The organism is Streptococcus sp. HMSC062D07 (assembly GCF_001814215.1).
Taxonomy (GTDB): domain Bacteria; phylum Bacillota; class Bacilli; order Lactobacillales; family Streptococcaceae; genus Streptococcus; species Streptococcus infantis_I.
This window is the reverse complement of record NZ_KV815330.1, coordinates 102,874-119,063: the sequence shown is the minus strand read 5'-3', so window position 1 is coordinate 119,063 and position 16,190 is coordinate 102,874. Positions and strand designations below refer to the sequence as shown.

Annotated in this window: 16 protein-coding genes; 13 read left to right on the top strand and 3 right to left on the bottom strand. The window is 39.7% G+C overall.

Annotated elements, in window-relative coordinates; all coding sequences use genetic code 11:
• Positions 1-5 precede the first annotated feature (5 nt).
• The 5 genes from HMPREF2957_RS05495 to manA all read left to right on the top strand — a co-directional run bounded on the left by HMPREF2957_RS05495 (position 6) and on the right by manA (position 6,497).
• Positions 6-2,228, top strand: coding sequence for a heavy metal translocating P-type ATPase (locus HMPREF2957_RS05495; protein ID WP_004252345.1), 2,223 nt, complete (start codon positions 6-8; stop codon positions 2,226-2,228).
• Positions 2,229-2,446: 218 nt separating this feature from the next.
• Positions 2,447-4,222: a pyruvate oxidase gene (spxB, locus tag HMPREF2957_RS05490; RefSeq protein WP_000191807.1), complete on the top strand. Its 1,776-nt coding sequence runs from the start codon at positions 2,447-2,449 to the stop codon at positions 4,220-4,222.
• A 110-nt stretch (positions 4,223-4,332) separates the two neighbouring features.
• Complete coding sequence (locus tag HMPREF2957_RS05485; protein WP_070677991.1) at positions 4,333-4,680, top strand: VOC family protein; 348 nt, start codon at positions 4,333-4,335, stop codon at positions 4,678-4,680.
• Positions 4,681-4,823: 143 nt separating this feature from the next.
• The gene (locus HMPREF2957_RS05480) at positions 4,824-5,402 is read left to right on the top strand and encodes a DUF3592 domain-containing protein (RefSeq protein ID WP_070677988.1); all 579 of its coding nucleotides are present in this window, start codon (positions 4,824-4,826) and stop codon (positions 5,400-5,402) included.
• Between the two features lie 150 nt (positions 5,403-5,552).
• Positions 5,553-6,497 carry a mannose-6-phosphate isomerase, class I gene (gene manA, locus HMPREF2957_RS05475; protein ID WP_070677986.1) on the top strand — a complete coding sequence of 315 codons (945 nt, stop codon included), beginning with the start codon at positions 5,553-5,555 and terminating at the stop codon, positions 6,495-6,497.
• Positions 6,498-6,540: 43 nt separating this feature from the next.
• Here manA and HMPREF2957_RS05470 read toward each other — a convergent pair whose 3' ends face one another.
• Entirely contained in the window at positions 6,541-7,881 is a 1,341-nt protein-coding gene (locus tag HMPREF2957_RS05470; protein WP_070677985.1) for a sodium-dependent transporter, read from the bottom strand.
• Between the two features lie 229 nt (positions 7,882-8,110).
• Between HMPREF2957_RS05470 and HMPREF2957_RS05460 the strand changes: the two genes are divergently transcribed.
• Positions 8,111-8,851, top strand: coding sequence for a MerR family transcriptional regulator (locus HMPREF2957_RS05460; RefSeq protein WP_070677983.1), 741 nt, complete (start codon positions 8,111-8,113; stop codon positions 8,849-8,851).
• A 41-nt stretch (positions 8,852-8,892) separates the two neighbouring features.
• Here the strand turns inward: HMPREF2957_RS05460 and HMPREF2957_RS05455 are convergent, their stop codons facing one another.
• Positions 8,893-10,068, bottom strand: a complete 1,176-nt coding sequence (locus HMPREF2957_RS05455) for an aminoacetone oxidase (RefSeq protein WP_070677981.1) — start codon at positions 10,066-10,068, stop codon at positions 8,893-8,895.
• A gap of 56 nt (positions 10,069-10,124) precedes the next feature.
• Positions 10,125-10,970 carry a DegV family protein gene (locus HMPREF2957_RS05450; RefSeq protein ID WP_070677979.1) on the bottom strand — a complete coding sequence of 282 codons (846 nt, stop codon included), beginning with the start codon at positions 10,968-10,970 and terminating at the stop codon, positions 10,125-10,127.
• Between the two features lie 124 nt (positions 10,971-11,094).
• Between HMPREF2957_RS05450 and HMPREF2957_RS05445 the strand changes: the two genes are divergently transcribed.
• The 7 genes from HMPREF2957_RS05445 (at position 11,095) to HMPREF2957_RS05415 (ending at position 16,187) form a co-directional block, all read left to right on the top strand.
• Positions 11,095-11,652, top strand: coding sequence for a TetR/AcrR family transcriptional regulator (locus tag HMPREF2957_RS05445; protein ID WP_070677977.1), 558 nt, complete (start codon positions 11,095-11,097; stop codon positions 11,650-11,652).
• An 18-nt stretch (positions 11,653-11,670) separates the two neighbouring features.
• Positions 11,671-12,138, top strand: coding sequence for a deoxycytidylate deaminase (locus tag HMPREF2957_RS05440; RefSeq protein ID WP_070677975.1), 468 nt, complete (start codon positions 11,671-11,673; stop codon positions 12,136-12,138).
• A gap of 89 nt (positions 12,139-12,227) precedes the next feature.
• Positions 12,228-12,857 (top strand): uracil phosphoribosyltransferase, encoded by a 630-nt coding sequence (upp, locus tag HMPREF2957_RS05435; RefSeq protein ID WP_004252365.1) that lies wholly within the window; start codon positions 12,228-12,230, stop codon positions 12,855-12,857.
• A 160-nt stretch (positions 12,858-13,017) separates the two neighbouring features.
• Positions 13,018-13,608, top strand: coding sequence for an ATP-dependent Clp protease proteolytic subunit ClpP (gene clpP, locus HMPREF2957_RS05430; protein WP_006148124.1), 591 nt, complete (start codon positions 13,018-13,020; stop codon positions 13,606-13,608).
• Between the two features lie 75 nt (positions 13,609-13,683).
• Positions 13,684-13,953, top strand: a complete 270-nt coding sequence (locus HMPREF2957_RS05425) for a YlbG family protein (RefSeq protein WP_004252368.1) — start codon at positions 13,684-13,686, stop codon at positions 13,951-13,953.
• Positions 13,954-14,040: 87 nt separating this feature from the next.
• Positions 14,041-15,201, top strand: coding sequence for an ABC transporter substrate-binding protein (locus tag HMPREF2957_RS05420; RefSeq protein ID WP_004252370.1), 1,161 nt, complete (start codon positions 14,041-14,043; stop codon positions 15,199-15,201).
• A 116-nt stretch (positions 15,202-15,317) separates the two neighbouring features.
• Positions 15,318-16,187, top strand: a complete 870-nt coding sequence (locus HMPREF2957_RS05415; RefSeq protein ID WP_004252371.1) for a branched-chain amino acid ABC transporter permease — start codon at positions 15,318-15,320, stop codon at positions 16,185-16,187.
• Positions 16,188-16,190: the final 3 nt, after the last annotated feature.

Here is a 16,190-nt window from a genome sequence, read left to right as displayed (position 1 = left end):
ATGATATGACTGAAATTGTAAAAGCAAGTCTTGAAAATGGTGTTCAAAAAATCCGTATCACGGCAGACAAAGGCTACCATCCAGCCCACATTCAACTGCAAAAAGGGATTCCTGCTGAGATTACCTTTCATCGTGTGACACCTTCAAACTGTTATAAAGAGATTCTCTTCGAAGAAGAAGGGATTCTAGAACCGATCGCTCAAGATGAGGAAAAACTCATTCGTTTTACTCCTCAAGACCTGGGTGAGTATGAATTTTCATGCGGCATGAAGATGCAAAAGGGGACCTATACCGTTGTTGAAAAAACTAAAAAGTCTCTAAGTCTTTTACAGCGTTTTTGGATTACTAGTATCTTTACTGTGCCTCTTGTGATTCTCATGATTGGGATGTCTACAGGAGGAATTAGTCACCAAGTCATGCGTTGGGGCACCTTTTTAGCCACAACACCCATTATGCTGGTAGCTGGAGTTCCATATATCAGAAGCGCCTGGGCTAGTTTTAAAAAGCACAATTCCAACATGGATACCTTGGTTGCTCTGGGAACCCTAGTGGCCTATTTCTATAGCTTAGTTGCCCTCTTCACTGGTCTGCCCGTTTACTTTGAAAGTGCTGCATTTATCCTCTTCTTCATTCTTTTGGGAGCAGTTTTTGAGGAAAAAATGCGAAAAAATACTTCGCAGGCAGTCGAAAAATTATTAGACCTACAAGCAAAGACAGCAGAGGTTTTGCGTGATGATGTTTATGTTCAAATACCTCTAGAACAAGTCAAAGTTGGGGATCTCATTCGCGTTCGACCAGGTGAAAAAATTGCCGTTGATGGGACTGTGTTAGAAGGTGAAACGAGTATTGATGAATCAATGGTGACTGGGGAAAGTATTCCAGTCGATAAATCAGTTGGAGATGCTGTCATTGGTTCAACTATCAATAATAGTGGTACGATCATCTTTAGAGCTGAAAAAGTTGGTTCTGAGACTATGCTGGCTCAGATTGTGGACTTTGTGAAGAAAGCGCAAACGAGTCGTGCTCCTATTCAAGATTTGACCGACAAGATTTCAGGGATTTTTGTACCAGCAGTTGTCATTTTAGGACTTCTTACTTTTTGGATCTGGTTTGTTTTCCTTGGAGATAGCTTTGTGACGTCACTTCTCTACGGAGTTGCTGTTTTGATAATTGCCTGTCCTTGTGCACTAGGACTCGCGACACCGACAGCACTCATGGTTGGAACAGGACGAAGTGCCAAGATGGGGATTCTTCTCAAAAATGGTACAGTTTTACAGGAGATCCAAAAAGTCCAAACGGTTGTTTTTGATAAGACAGGAACCTTGACCGAAGGGAAGCCAGTAGTGACAGATGTTATTGGTGATGAAAGAGAAGTGCTAAGTTTGGCTGCTTCACTGGAGGATGTATCTCAACACCCGCTAGCTCAAGCTATTGTTAATCGTGCATCTGAACTAGGAATTAGCCTTTACCCAGTGGAAAACTTCCAAGCCTTGCATGGAAAAGGTGTGACTGGGATTATTAATGGTAAACAAGTCTTGCTTGGGAATGCTAAGCTCTTAGCTGACCTTGCTATTCCACATGATTATCAAGAACGATTTGATTTGCTTGAGAAAGAAGCAAAAACAGTTGTCTTCCTATCCGTAGATGGTGAACTAAAAGGCTTAATTGCCTTGCAGGATGTCCCTAAGGAAAATGCTCGAGAAGCTATTGCTAAATTGAAAAAACGCGGCCTCAGAACGGTTATGCTTACCGGAGATAATGCTGGAGTAGCCCATGCGATTGCAGAGCAAATTGGGATAGAAGAAGTAATCGCAAATGTCTTGCCAGAGGAAAAGGCGCATGAGATTCACAAGCTTCAAAAGAAAGGAAAACTGGCCTTTGTTGGAGATGGTATCAATGATGCGCCGGCCCTAAGTGTAGCTGATGTCGGAATTGCCATGGGTTCTGGAACAGATATTGCCATCGAATCAGCAGACCTTGTCCTTACAACCAACAATTTACTAGGATTGGCACGTGCTTTTGATATGAGTAAGAAGACCTTTAATCGTATTCTACTCAATCTTTTCTGGGCTTCTATCTATAACCTCATTGGTATTCCGATTGCAGCAGGAGTGTTTTCTGGTCTTGGTTTGGTACTCAATCCAGAACTTGCAGGATTGGCCATGGCCTTTAGTTCAGTATCTGTTTTAATCAGCTCTCTCATGCTTAATTTTACTAAAGTCGATTAAAAAGGCGGTCTTAACCGCTTTTTTGCTATTCTAAAACAGATTTTCGAAACGTTTTCAAACTGTACTGTAATAGAGAATGAAAGTTTCTGAGCATATACTTAGAAATCTAAAATCAAATGTGATAAATTAGGATTGTAAATTTACTGAATCGTTTTCAAATAACATATAAAAGCGTTTTTTGTAAATATATGAAATTATTTTGAAGGAGAGTTATCATTATGACTCAAGGGAAAATTACTGCATCTGCAGCAATGCTCAACGTATTGAAAACATGGGGCGTAGATACTATCTACGGTATCCCATCAGGAACACTCAGCTCATTGATGGACGCTTTGGCTGAAGACAAAGATATCCGTTTCTTGCAAGTTCGTCACGAAGAAACAGGTGCTCTTGCAGCGGTTATGCAAGCTAAATTTGGCGGATCTATCGGTGTTGCAGTTGGTTCAGGTGGACCTGGTGCAACTCACTTGATCAACGGTGTTTACGATGCAGCTATGGATAACACTCCATTCCTTGCTATCCTTGGATCACGTCCAGTTAACGAATTGAACATGGATGCCTTCCAAGAATTGAACCAAAACCCAATGTACAACGGTATCGCTGTTTACAACAAACGTGTAGCTTACGCAGAGCAATTACCAAAAGTTATTGACGAAGCTTGCCGTGCTGCCGTTTCTAAAAAAGGTCCAGCTGTCGTTGAAATTCCAGTAAACTTTGGTTTCCAAGAAATCGACGAAAACTCATATTACGGTTCAGGTTCATACGAACGTTCATTCATCGCTCCTGCTTTGAACGAAGTTGAAATTGACAAAGCAGTTGAAATCTTGAACAATGCTGAACGTCCAGTTATCTATGCTGGTTACGGTGGTGTTAAAGCAGGTGAAGTGATTACTGAATTGTCACGTAAAATCAAAGCACCAATCATCACAACTGGTAAAAACTTTGAAGCTTTTGAATGGAACTATGAAGGTTTGACAGGTTCTGCTTACCGTGTTGGTTGGAAACCAGCCAACGAAGTAGTCTTTGAAGCAGACACTGTTCTCTTCCTTGGTTCAAACTTCCCATTTGCTGAAGTTTACGAAGCCTTCAAAAACACTGAAAAATTCATCCAAGTGGATATCGACCCTTACAAACTTGGTAAACGTCATGCCCTAGACGCTTCAATCCTTGGTGATGCAGGTCAAGCAGCGAAAGCAATCCTTGACAAAGTGAATCCAGTTGAATCTACTCCATGGTGGCGTGCAAACGTGAAGAACAACCAAAACTGGCGTGATTACATGAACAAACTCGAAGGTAAAACTGAGGGTGAATTGCAATTGTATCAAGTTTACAATGCAATCAACAAACATGCTGATCAAGACGCTATCTACTCAATCGACGTAGGTGACACTACTCAAACATCTACTCGTCACCTTCACATGACACCTAAGAACATGTGGCGTACATCTCCACTCTTTGCGACAATGGGTATTGCCCTTCCTGGTGGTATCGCTGCTAAGAAAGACAATCCAGATCGCCAAGTATGGAACATCATGGGTGACGGAGCCTTTAACATGTGCTACCCAGACGTTATCACAAACGTTCAATACGACCTTCCAGTTATCAACGTTGTCTTCTCAAATGGTAAATATGCCTTCATCAAGGACAAATACGAAGACACAAACAAACACTTGTTTGGTTGTGACTTCCCTAATGCTGACTATGCGAAAATCGCTGAAGCTCAAGGAGCTGTTGGATTTACAGTTGACCGTATCGAAGACATCGATGCAGTTGTTGCTGAAGCTGTTAAACTCAACAAAGAAGGTAAGACAGTTGTCATCGATGCTCACATCACCCAACACCGTCCACTTCCAGTAGAAGTACTTGAGTTGGATCCAAAACAACACTCAGAAGAAGCTATTAAAGCCTTCAAAGAAAAATACGAAGCTGAAGAGCTTGTACCATTCCGCCTCTTCTTGGAAGAAGAAGGGTTGCAATCACGCGCAATTAAATAATTCCTCTCGTCGAAAATCAAAAAGTAAACTTTGTAGATTTTATGCATTGATTTTCTTAGAGGGAAACTTAAAAGATCGGAGCAATCCGGTCATTTTGTGGAGGACAGTAAATGAATTTAAATCAATTAGATATTATCGTGTCAAATGTTCCCCAAGTCTGTGCTGACTTGGAGCGTATTTTGGATAAAAAGTCAGATTATGTTGATGACAGTTTTGCTCAGTTTACGATTGGCAGTCACTGTCTCATGTTATCTCAAAATCATTTGATTCCTTTGGAAAACTTTCAGTCAGGAATCATTCTTCACATCGAGGTTGAGGACGTAGAACAGAATTACCAGCGATTAAAAGAGATTGGTGTCGAGATTTTACATGGGCCTTGTGAAACGGATTGGGGAACAGAGTCTTTATTAGTTAAAGGTCCTGCTGGTCTAGTGATTGATTTTTATCGTATGAAATAGGTCGCTTAATCATTTGAAGCTAATCATAATGATTCTTAATACAGAATGTGAGAATATGAACTATTGAAAGATCGGAGCAATCCGGTCTTTTTCTTTCATTTCTGTTAAAATAGATTCATCATCATGTTTTAAGGAGAAAAAAGATGCCAACAACCTTCTTTCTATTATTTGGATTAATGATTTTAGGATTTGCTGCCTTCACCTATTTTATGTTTTACTATTTTATATTTAGTAATTATAGAAATGCCAAGAGATGTACCGAAAGAACGGAAGGAGTTATTATCCAATATTCCTATGCTCTTTATAATGGGATTAGTCTCCCAGTTGTTGAATACACTGTTGATGGAAACCAATACAAGGTCGTAGGGCCGAAATTTCTATCTACTATTTCAAATACAATCAGTACTCCCCTAGGTTCAATCGTATCTGATGTCAAAATGGATAATTTTGAAAAAGGTGAAATTCCTCAGGTTTTAAGATACAAAATTTATAGGAACAGTTTCATCTCTTTGACCAAATCACCTTTAGAAGAGTATTTCCCAATGGGTAGTAAGGTTGCTGTTTATTATGACCCTAAAAAACCAAAATATTCTTATGTAGAAAGACCTTTAAAACCAGGTCGTTTTACATGGTTGTTCAAATATTCTGTCTACCTGTTTGTTTTTATGATGATTGCGATGGCATTCTTTACGCTGTTTATTCTTCCAAATCTTATGAACTAAGAGTTTCTGGTAGATTTTTTAAAAGTATGAAATCCATATCGTTACTATTTTTATAAAATCTTCTCCCTACTTTATAAGATAGAAAAAAGAGTTCAATCAGAACTCTTTTTTTGCTATAATGAAGGGAGAAAAATCAGACAGGAGATCAAGATGTCAGAACCGTTATTTTTAAATTCTGTAATGCAAGAAAAAATCTGGGGTGGGACTAAACTACGTGATGAGTTTGGCTACGACATACCAAATGAAAAGATTGGTGAGTATTGGGCAATCTCAGCTCACCCAAATGGTGTGTCTAAGGTAGCCAATGGCCGCTTTGAGGGAATCGACCTAGCTACTTTGTATGCGGAACACCGTGAGTTGTTTGGCAACCGTCCTGAGCCTGTATTTCCACTATTAACCAAAATTCTTGATGCCAATGACTGGCTCAGTGTTCAAGTTCACCCAGATGATGCTTATGGACTAGAGCATGAAGGTGAACTTGGAAAAACAGAGTGCTGGTATATCATCGCAGCAGATGAAGGCTCAGAGATTATCTATGGGCACAATGCTAAGTCAAAAGAAGAACTCCGTCAGCAAATAGAGGATAAGAACTGGGATGCCTTGCTTACAAAAGTACCTGTTAAGGCTGGAGATTTCTTCTATGTACCAAGTGGAACCATGCATGCTATCGGTGCAGGTATCTTAATCCTTGAAACGCAACAGTCTAGTGATACAACTTACCGTGTCTATGACTTTGACCGTAAGGATGATAATGGCAACTTGCGTGAACTTCACCTCGAAAAATCAATCGATGTTTTGAATATTGGTGATCCTGCTAACAGTCGTCCTGTGACTGTCAAAGCAGATGATTTGCGTTCAACTTTACTTGTTTCTAATGATTTCTTTGCTGTTTACAAGTGGGAAATCACAGGAAAAGTTGACTTTGAAAAAACAGCTGATTATAGCTTGTTGAGTGTCTTGGCAGGTCAAGGGAAACTGACTGTAGACGGAAAAGATTATCCAATTAAAAAAGGTAGCCATTTTATCTTGCCGAGTGATGTTGAAGCTTGGACTTTGGAAGGGCAAGGTCTAGAATTGATTGTCAGCCATCCATAAAAAGAAAAGACTTGAGAGATATTCTCAAGTCCTTTTTTTGTATTTACATAAATTGGGCGATAAAGACCACGATGATGATAATTGGAATAATGAAACGAAGAAGGAAGAGCCAGACTTGGAAAAGTCCTTGTTTCCATGGTGTTTTATCAAGATGAAGTTCCTCCATTGCCAGTGTTTTCTTGAAAATATAGCCTGTAAAAAGAGACAAGCAGAGAGCACCGAAAGGCATAAGGAGGTTGGAAACCAAGAAATCCATGGCGTCAAAGAAGGTCTTTCCAAAGATATGGACATCAGCCATCACACCATAGGATAGGGCCGAAGGGATACCAAAGACAAAAGTCAATACCCCTAAAATCATACTCCACTTAGCACGCTTACGATTGTTTTGGTTGGTGATATTTCCAACGTTGATCTCAAGCATGACGACTGAAGAAGTTATCGTCGCAAAGAGGAAAAGCAAGAGAAAGAGAATATAGAAAATAGTACCAAAAGGCATATTGTCAAAGAGTTGTGGCAAAACAATAAAGAGGAGACTTGGTCCACCTTCAGATTGGATATTAAAGGCTGACATAGCAGGGAAAATCGCAAGTCCCGCCATGATAGAAACTGAGATGTTCAAGGCAACGATGGACATTCCTGATTGGATCAGATTGGTTTTCTTGTCTAGGTAGGAAGCGTAAGTCAACATGGCTGTAACTCCAAGGGATAGGGCAAAGAAAGATTGACCCAGTGCATAGAGAAGTCCAGCACTTGTTAGTTTTAAAAAGTCAGGTTTGAGGAAGTAAACGACGCCTTCCATGGCATTTGGCAAGCTAAGAGAACGACCGATAATAATGACAAAGATGATAAAAAGTAGGGGCATCATAACCTTAGAAGCTCTTTCAATTCCTTTTTGAACGCCGTGTGAAACAATGAAAATGTTCAAGAAGATAAAGGCTGCTTGGGCTCCTAAAGCAATAACTGGATTAGAAATGATGGAAGAGAATTGCTGGGCATAATCTCCATTTCCGATTAGGTGGAATAATCTTCCAATCTCGATACCAAGGTATACCAGAATCCAACCCCCAATGACACTATAAAATGAGAGAAGGATGAAAAGAGCAAAGGCACCAATCCAACCAATAAAGTTGTACTTTTGATTGTTTCCAAGTTTGCCAAAGGTTTTGATTGCTGACACGCCAGCGCTTCGACCAAGGGCAAACTCAGCCAGTAGAAGAGGGAAACCAATTAAAATTGTCGAGATAAGAAAGACCAGTAAGAAACCTCCCCCACCATTGGCAGCGGTCATATAAGGGAACTTCCAAACAGCTCCAAGGCCAATAGCAGAACCAGCAGATGCAAGGATGAAACCCAGTTTTGAGCCCCATTGCGATTTTTCAGACATCGTTAAACTCCAATCTATTTTTAAAATAAGAAAAGGCTACTTGAGTTGTCAAATAGCCCTCTCTCAATTGCTCTTTTGAGCTTTTTATTTGATTGATAGACTTGATTATCCTATCATGTTTTCTGAAACCTGTCAAGAAAGCGATTTTCATGTTTTCATAAAAAATATGATAAAATACTTGACTCTGACCTAAGGGAAGGGTGTATACTATCAATGTGAGGAGAAAATCATGTACCATATTAAAGAAGCTGCGCAACTTTCAGGCGTCTCTGTCAAGACCCTGCATCATTACGATAAGATAGGATTCTTGGTTCCTTTAAAGTCGGAAAACGGCTATCGAACCTATAGTCAGGATGATTTGGAACGACTTCAGGTCATTCTTTATTACAAATATCTAGGTTTTTCTTTAGAAAAAATTGCAGAGCTGTTGAAGGAAGAAAAGACGGACTTGTTACCACATTTGGCAAGACAGTTGGACTATTTGACCCAAGAAAGGCAACATCTAGATACCTTGATTTCAACCTTACAAAAAACCATTCAAGAACAAAAAGGAGAAATAAAAATGACCATTCAAGAAAAATTCACTGGATTTAGCTACCAAGACAATCAAAAATACCACCAAGAGGCAGTAGAGAAATATGGGCAAGAAGTCATGGATCAGGCCCTCGAACGCCAAAAAGGTCGTGAAGATGAGTCTACGGCCGCCTTTAACCAAGTTTTTCAATCCTTGGCACAAAACCTTCAAGCTGGTTTACCTGCAACAGCAACCGAAAACCAAGAAGAAGCTGGCAAACTCTTGCAAGCTATTCGTACATATGGATTTGACTGCTCTATGGAAGTCTTCGGTTATATCGGCCAAGGCTATGTCTATAATCCAGAGTTCAAGGAAAACATTGACAAATTTGGACCTGGAACAGCTCAATACACTTCAGATGTTATTGCCCACTATGTTAGAACTCAGACAAAATAAAAATCGGCGGAGTAATCTCTGCCGATTTCTTACTTTAAAGATTAATCATAATGCAGACTTCCTGCCACCCAGCCAGTACAGAGGGCAGAAGTGATGTTAAAGCCACCCGTGTGGGCGTTGATATCTAGGACCTCTCCTGCAAAGTGAAGGCCAGGAACCAGTTTGCTTTCCAGCGTTTTAGGATTGATTTCCTTGAGACTAATACCTCCTTTGGTAACAAAGGATTTAGCAAGGGACATTTTGCCAGTTACGGGAATTTTAAGAACTTTGATAGACTGGACAAGTTGGTCCCGTTCTTTTTCAGTTAGCTGTTTAACTTTTTCAGGGTATCCTTGCACAAAGAATTCTGCTAAGCGTTCTGGCAACAAAGATTTCAAGGCATTTTTTAAGGATTTTTCACGATTTTCTTCTAGAAATGCCACCAAGTCGCTCTCAGAAAGCTGAGGCAAAGTGTCTAAGGAAAGTATCTCACCACCCTTGACAAAGCTTGACATACGCAGGGCAGCAGGGCCTGACAAACCAAAGTGGGTAAAGAGCAAATCATGAGTAATGACGTGCTTGCCATAACTGAGGGTCACATCGTCTAGGGAAATTCCCTGCAAAGCCTTGTGTGGAAAATCTGTCAATAAGGGACTTTCAGCAGCCTCAAGTTCGGTAATGGTGTGTTTGAAATGACGGGCAATCTCGTGACCAAAACCAGTCGAACCAGTCGAAGGATAAGACTTACCACCTGTTGTGACAATGAGTTTATCACAAGTGAAGGTCTGGTCTGCAGACTTAAGGACAAACTGGTCGTCTATCTTTTTAACCGAAACAATCTCTGTTTGAGTGGCGATTTGTCCACCAAGTTCCGTAATTTTCTTCTCCAGAGCCTCGATTATGGTACGAGATTTATCGCTGGCTGGAAAGACACGTCCGTGGTCTTCGACCTTGAGTTTAACACCATTTTCTGTAAAAAAGTTGATGATATCATGGTTGTCAAACTGGGAGAAGACGCTATAAAGAAAGCGCCCATTGCCGGGGATTCCAGCTAGTAGGTCATCTAAAGTGCCGTTGTTGGTTACATTGCAACGACCACCACCAGTTCCAGCTAATTTTTTTCCGGGTTTCCGATTTTTTTCAATGAGAAGGGTTTTCTGCCCGTAAAAGCTACTGGAAATCGTAGCCATCATACCAGCAGGGCCACCTCCGATGACAATAGTATCAAAATGTTTCATAAGAGTATTGTACCATAAAAAAACAAGAGATGATTAGACATCTCTTGTCAGATTTATTAGTTGATTTCGTATCCCATGAGGAGCCCGCCTTCTTCCGCATAGAAACTGCAGAGTCCAGAAGTTGGGATGATTCTAATGTCAGCTTGTGGGTATTTTTCTCGTAAGAGCTCTGAAAGCTGTTGGCAGAATTTGTCATTGCTACGATGAGCCATGACGATACGCCCACCAGCGTAGCCAGCTTTGATTAACTCTTCATAAGCAGCCTGAAGGGATTTTTTAGGACCACGAGCTTTTTGGAGGAGTTCTAAGGTTCCGGTTTCGCTTGCTTCTCCGACCATTCGAATATTTAGGAGCCCGACAACTGTACCGATAAGCTTACTCAATCGACCGTTTTTAACCAGGTTATCCACTTTAGCAAGAACGAACAACAACTTCGTTTTTTCTTGGTAAGTAGTAATCACTTCAACGACTTCTTCAAAAGAAAGTCCTTGGTTGATCAAATCATTAATCTTTTCGACGATTAGGTCAACTTCCCCACCAGCTGATAAGCTATCGATGACATGAATTTGAGTATCAGGGTGTTCTTCGAGATAGATATTCTTAGCTAATTGAGCACTATTGTGGCTACCAGAGAGAGTTCCAGTGATAGTCACTACAAAAATATGTTTTGCACCTTCGAATGCTCGTAAGTAATCATCAGGACTAGGGCAGGCTGATTTTGAAGCTTCAGAAGTCGCATACATAGTTTCCATCATCTTATCGATATCCAGATTGGCATCATCGACAAAGACTTGATCTGCTACCTGAATCTTTAAGGGAACACTGACAAATTCAGTATCAAAAGCAAGGTTTTCCAGCTGGCGATAATCACAACCAGAGTCAGCTACAATCTTCCAAGTCATAGAAATTCTCCATCTTTATCACTTATACATTGACAAAGGTTCTGTCTTTTTTTACAATTATATCATGAAAGCCCTTGAAACAAAAGTAGTACCTCTCTGTTGTCACAAGTAGAAAGAAATTGTTATGTCTGAACGTAAAATATCTGAAAAATCGCTTGAAAACCTTAGAAAATCAAATCAAGAATCTAATTTGCTAACCAGAGAAGCGATTGAAACAGCTCTTTTGCAACTCTTGGAGAAAAAGGAGTTGGCTAAGATTAGCATTTCTGAGTTAGTCAAGCGTGCTGGCGTTTCTCGTGCAGCTTTTTATCGAAATTATGAATCCAAAGAAGAGATTTTAGAAAGTGTCTTTAAACGTAGCGTCCATAACATCATGGAGCAATTGAGTCATTACGATGTTAAAACAGACCTTTATCTTGTATGGGTTCACCTCTTTAGAGAAGCCAAGAAAGAAGCTAAGGTTATTCAGCTTGCCCTAGACTATCACTTAGAAAAAATCTTTGTGCAAGCCATGCAAGAATTTCTAGAAAAATACTATGGGAAGTCAAAAGGTGTCAGTTCTTACCTGCATTCTTTTTGGAGTTCGGCCATCGTATCGGTCTTGCTTAAATGGATCAAGGATGGAATGAAGGTTCCTGCTGAAAAAATCGCAGATCTACGCCTGCCATTTTTCAAAAAATAAAACATGAGGAGAAATGCTATGACAGAAAAAAGACTAGCTTGGGATGAGTATTTTGCTGCTCAAGCTCTATTGATTGCCAATCGCTCAACCTGTAAACGTGCCAAGGTAGGAGCTGTTTTAGTCAAGGATAACAAAGTTATTTCAACAGGCTATAATGGTTCTGTATCAGGAACAGAGCATTGTATAGATCATGACTGTCTGGTGATTGAAGGCCACTGTGTCCGCACTCTTCATGCAGAAGTGAATGCTATCTTACAAGGGTCAGAGCGTGGCGTTCCAAAAGGTTTCACAGCCTATGTCACTCATTTTCCATGCCTTAACTGTACCAAGCAGTTACTACAAGTAGGATGTGAGCGTGTAGTTTATATTAATCAATACCGCATGGACGATTATGCCCAATACCTTTATCAAGAAAAAAAGACAGAATTAACACATTTGCCACTTGAGACAGTTCAAGCAGCTCTCCAAGAGGCTCACCTAATCTAGAAATTATAAAAAAATAAATGGTTTAGAAAGCTTTTTAAACCATTTTTTGATATAATAAGAAGAATAAATTGAAAGAAGGAATTCTGAAAATGGGAAAACTTGAAGTTATTAATCATCCACTGATTCAACACAAATTATCAATCTTGCGTCGCACTGACACTTCTACAAAAGCTTTTCGTGAACTAGTAGACGAGATTGCAATGTTGATGGGATATGAAGTGCTTCGTGATCTTCCACTTGAAGATGTAGAAATCGAAACACCGATCACAAAAACAGTTCAAAAACAGTTGGCTGGTAAAAAATTGGCGATTGTCCCAATCTTGCGTGCAGGTATTGGTATGGTTGATGGACTATTGAGTTTGGTTCCAGCAGCAAAAGTTGGTCACATTGGTATGTACCGTGATGAAGAAACCCTTCAACCAGTAGAATACTTGGTAAAATTACCTGAAGATATTGACCAACGTCAAATTTTTGTAGTTGATCCTATGCTTGCAACAGGTGGATCAGCGATTTTGGCTGTTGACTCCCTCAAAAAACGTGGAGCTTCAAACATCAAGTTTGTCTGCCTTGTATCAGCTCCAGAAGGTGTGAAGGCACTTCAAGCAGCACACCCTGATGTAGAAATCTTTACAGCAGCTTTGGATGAACGCTTGAACGAACATGGTTACATCGTTCCAGGTCTTGGAGACGCTGGAGACCGCTTGTTCGGAACAAAATAAGATTCTAAAGTGATATTGAGACTATAGCCTAGTCTTAGTTTTGAAAGGAGGTTAAATTTTTGTATCTGTTATTAGGATAGAGCAAAAATTTGACCTTTTTTGACCAAGGATATATAATAATCCTATTAACAAAGAAATTAGAAATCAAAAGGAGAAATGAATGATTCCTGTAGTTATTGAACAAACAAGTCGTGGAGAACGCTCGTATGACATTTACTCACGTCTTCTTAAGGACCGTATTATCATGTTGACTGGACCAGTCGAAGACAATATGGCAAACTCAGTTATCGCCCAATTGCTTTTCTTGGATGCCCAAGATAGTACAAAAGATATTTATCTTTATGTAAACACTCCTGGAGGTTCTGTATCAGCTGGTTTGGCAATCGTTGATACTATGAACTTTATCAAGGCAGATGTCCAAACTATCGTTATGGGAATGGCAGCCTCAATGGGTACAATTATTGCTTCAAGTGGAGCAAAGGGCAAACGTTTCATGCTTCCAAATGCAGAATACATGATTCACCAACCAATGGGTGGTACAGGTGGTGGTACTCAGCAGACTGATATGGCCATCGCTGCTGAACACTTACTTAAAACTCGTAAAACTTTGGAGCAAATCCTAGCAGATAACTCTGGCAAATCTGTTGAGCAAATTCATAAAGATGCTGAACGTGATTACTGGATGAGCGCTCAAGAAACTCTTGACTACGGTTTTATTGATGAAATTATGGCTAATAATTCTTTGAATTAAACTACTAAAGCAAGCTCGACTGAGCTTGTTTTTTTTGATATAATAGAAGGAAGATTGTAAGAAGGAAGTTGAATTATGTTTCAAAAAGAGAATCGGTCTGGTCTGATTATCTATTTATACTATAATCGCGATGCTAAAAAACTCGCAAATTATGGTGATATTTGTTACCACTCAAAAAAACATCGTTACCTACAACTTTATGTCCCAACAGAGGAAGTAGAAGAGCTGGTAAACCGTCTAGGAAAAGAGAAATTTATCAAGAAAGTGAGAGTTTGTCATATCCAAGAATTGGAAACTCCTTTCGTTGGGAACCTATATAAAACAAGCGAAAACGTTATCATTTAAAAAGTGAGAGAAACTTGTTGACAATTTTCTGATAATTCGGTATATTCTTAACATGTAATTTAAATTGAACATTAAAAGGAGATAAACATGAAGAAAAAATTTGCATTGTCACTTGTAGCTCTTGCAAGTACAGCTCTTTTAGCAGCTTGTGGGGAAGTGAAGTCAGGAGCTTCAAACACAACTGGTAACCCAATTGATGAAAAAGTTGTAAAAATTGGTTTCAACTTCGAAGAAACTGGTGCTGTAGCATCTTACGGTACTTCTGAGCAAAAGGGTGCTCAACTTGCAGTTGATGAAATCAACGCAGCAGGTGGTATCGATGGAAAACAAATCGAAGTAGTCGACAAAGATAACAAATCTGAAACTGCTGAAGCTGCTTCTGTTTCAACAAACCTTGTGACTCAATCTAAGGTAGCAGCTATCGTAGGACCTGCGACTTCAGGTGCAACTGCAGCGGCAGTAGCAAATGCTACACAAGCTGGAGTTCCATTGATTTCTCCAAGTGCTACTCAAGATGGTTTGACAAAAGGTCAAGATTTCCTCTTCATCGGAACATTCCAAGATAGTTTCCAAGGAAAAATCATCTCAAACTACGTTTCAAACAAATTGAACGCTAAGAAAGTGGTCTTGTATACAGATAACTCAAGTGACTACGCTAAAGGTATTGCAAAATCTTTCCGTGATTCATTCAAAGGTGAAATCGTAGCAGACGAAACATTTGTATCAGGTGATACAGACTTCCAAGCAGCTTTGACAAAAATCAAAGATAAAGACTTTGATGCAATCGTATTGCCAGGTTACTATACAGAAGCTGGTAAGATTGTAAACCAAGCTCGTGGTATGGGAATTGATAAGCCAATCATTGGTGGTGACGGATTTAACGGTGCAGAATTTGTTCAACAAGCAACTGCTGAACGCGCATCAAATATCTACTTCATCTCAGGATTCTCAACTACTGTTGATGTTTCAGATAAAGCAAAAGCCTTCCTTGAAGCTTATCGTGCAAAATATAACGAAGATCCTTCAACATTTGCAGCTCTTGCTTATGACTCAGTTTACCTTGTAGCTAATGCAGCAAAAGGTGCAAAAACTTCAGTTGATATCAAGAACAATCTTGCTAAAACACAAAACTTTGAAGGTGTTACAGGTCAAACAAGCTTTGATGCAGATCATAACACTGTGAAAACAGCCTTCATGATGACCATGAATAATGGTAAAGTAGATGCGGCAGAAGTCGTAAAACCTTAATTTTATAGATATCGTAAATGGGGAATGAGCTTTTACTCACTCCCTGTTTCAGTATTTATAAAGGGATTATTTTTTTTATAAAATCCTAAAAATAAAACTTAGAAAGAGTGAACCATATGCTTCAACAACTTGTCAATGGTTTAATCTTGGGTAGTGTCTATGCCTTGCTAGCCCTGGGTTATACTATGGTTTATGGAATTATCAAGCTTATTAACTTTGCCCATGGTGATATCTATATGATGGGTGCTTTCATGGGTTATTTCTTGATTAATGCCCTCCATTTAAATTTCTTTTTAGCCTTAATTTTGTCCATGATTGGTTCAGCTATTCTCGGTGTTATCATCGAGTTTCTAGCCTACCGTCCACTCCGACATTCAACCCGTATCTCTGTATTGATTACTGCTATCGGGGTATCCTTCTTGCTTGAGTATGGAATGGTATATCTAGTAGGTGCCAATACACGTGCCTTCCCTCAAGCAATCCAAACAGTTCGTTATGACTTGGGTCCAATCAGTCTAACAAATATTCAATTGTTGATTTTGACAGTTTCGATTGTCTTGATGATCCTTTTGCAACTCATCGTGCAAAAAACAAAAATGGGGAAAGCCATGCGTGCCGTATCTGTAGATAGTGATGCAGCTCAATTGATGGGTATCAACGTAAACCGTACAATCAGTTTCACCTTTGCCTTAGGTTCAGCTCTGGCTGGTGCAGCAGGTGTCTTGATTGCCCTTTACTACAACTCTCTTGAACCATTGATGGGAATGACTCCGGGTATTAAATCATTCGTGGCTGCCGTTTTAGGTGGCATCGGTATTATTCCTGGTGCAGCTCTTGGAGGTTTTGTAATCGGACTATTGGAAACTTTTGCAACAGCCTTCGGAATGTCAGATTTCCGTGATGCTATCGTGTACGGAATCTTGCTATTGATCTTGATTGTTCGTCCAGCTGGTATCCTTGGTAAGAATGTGAAAGAGAAGGTGTAAACA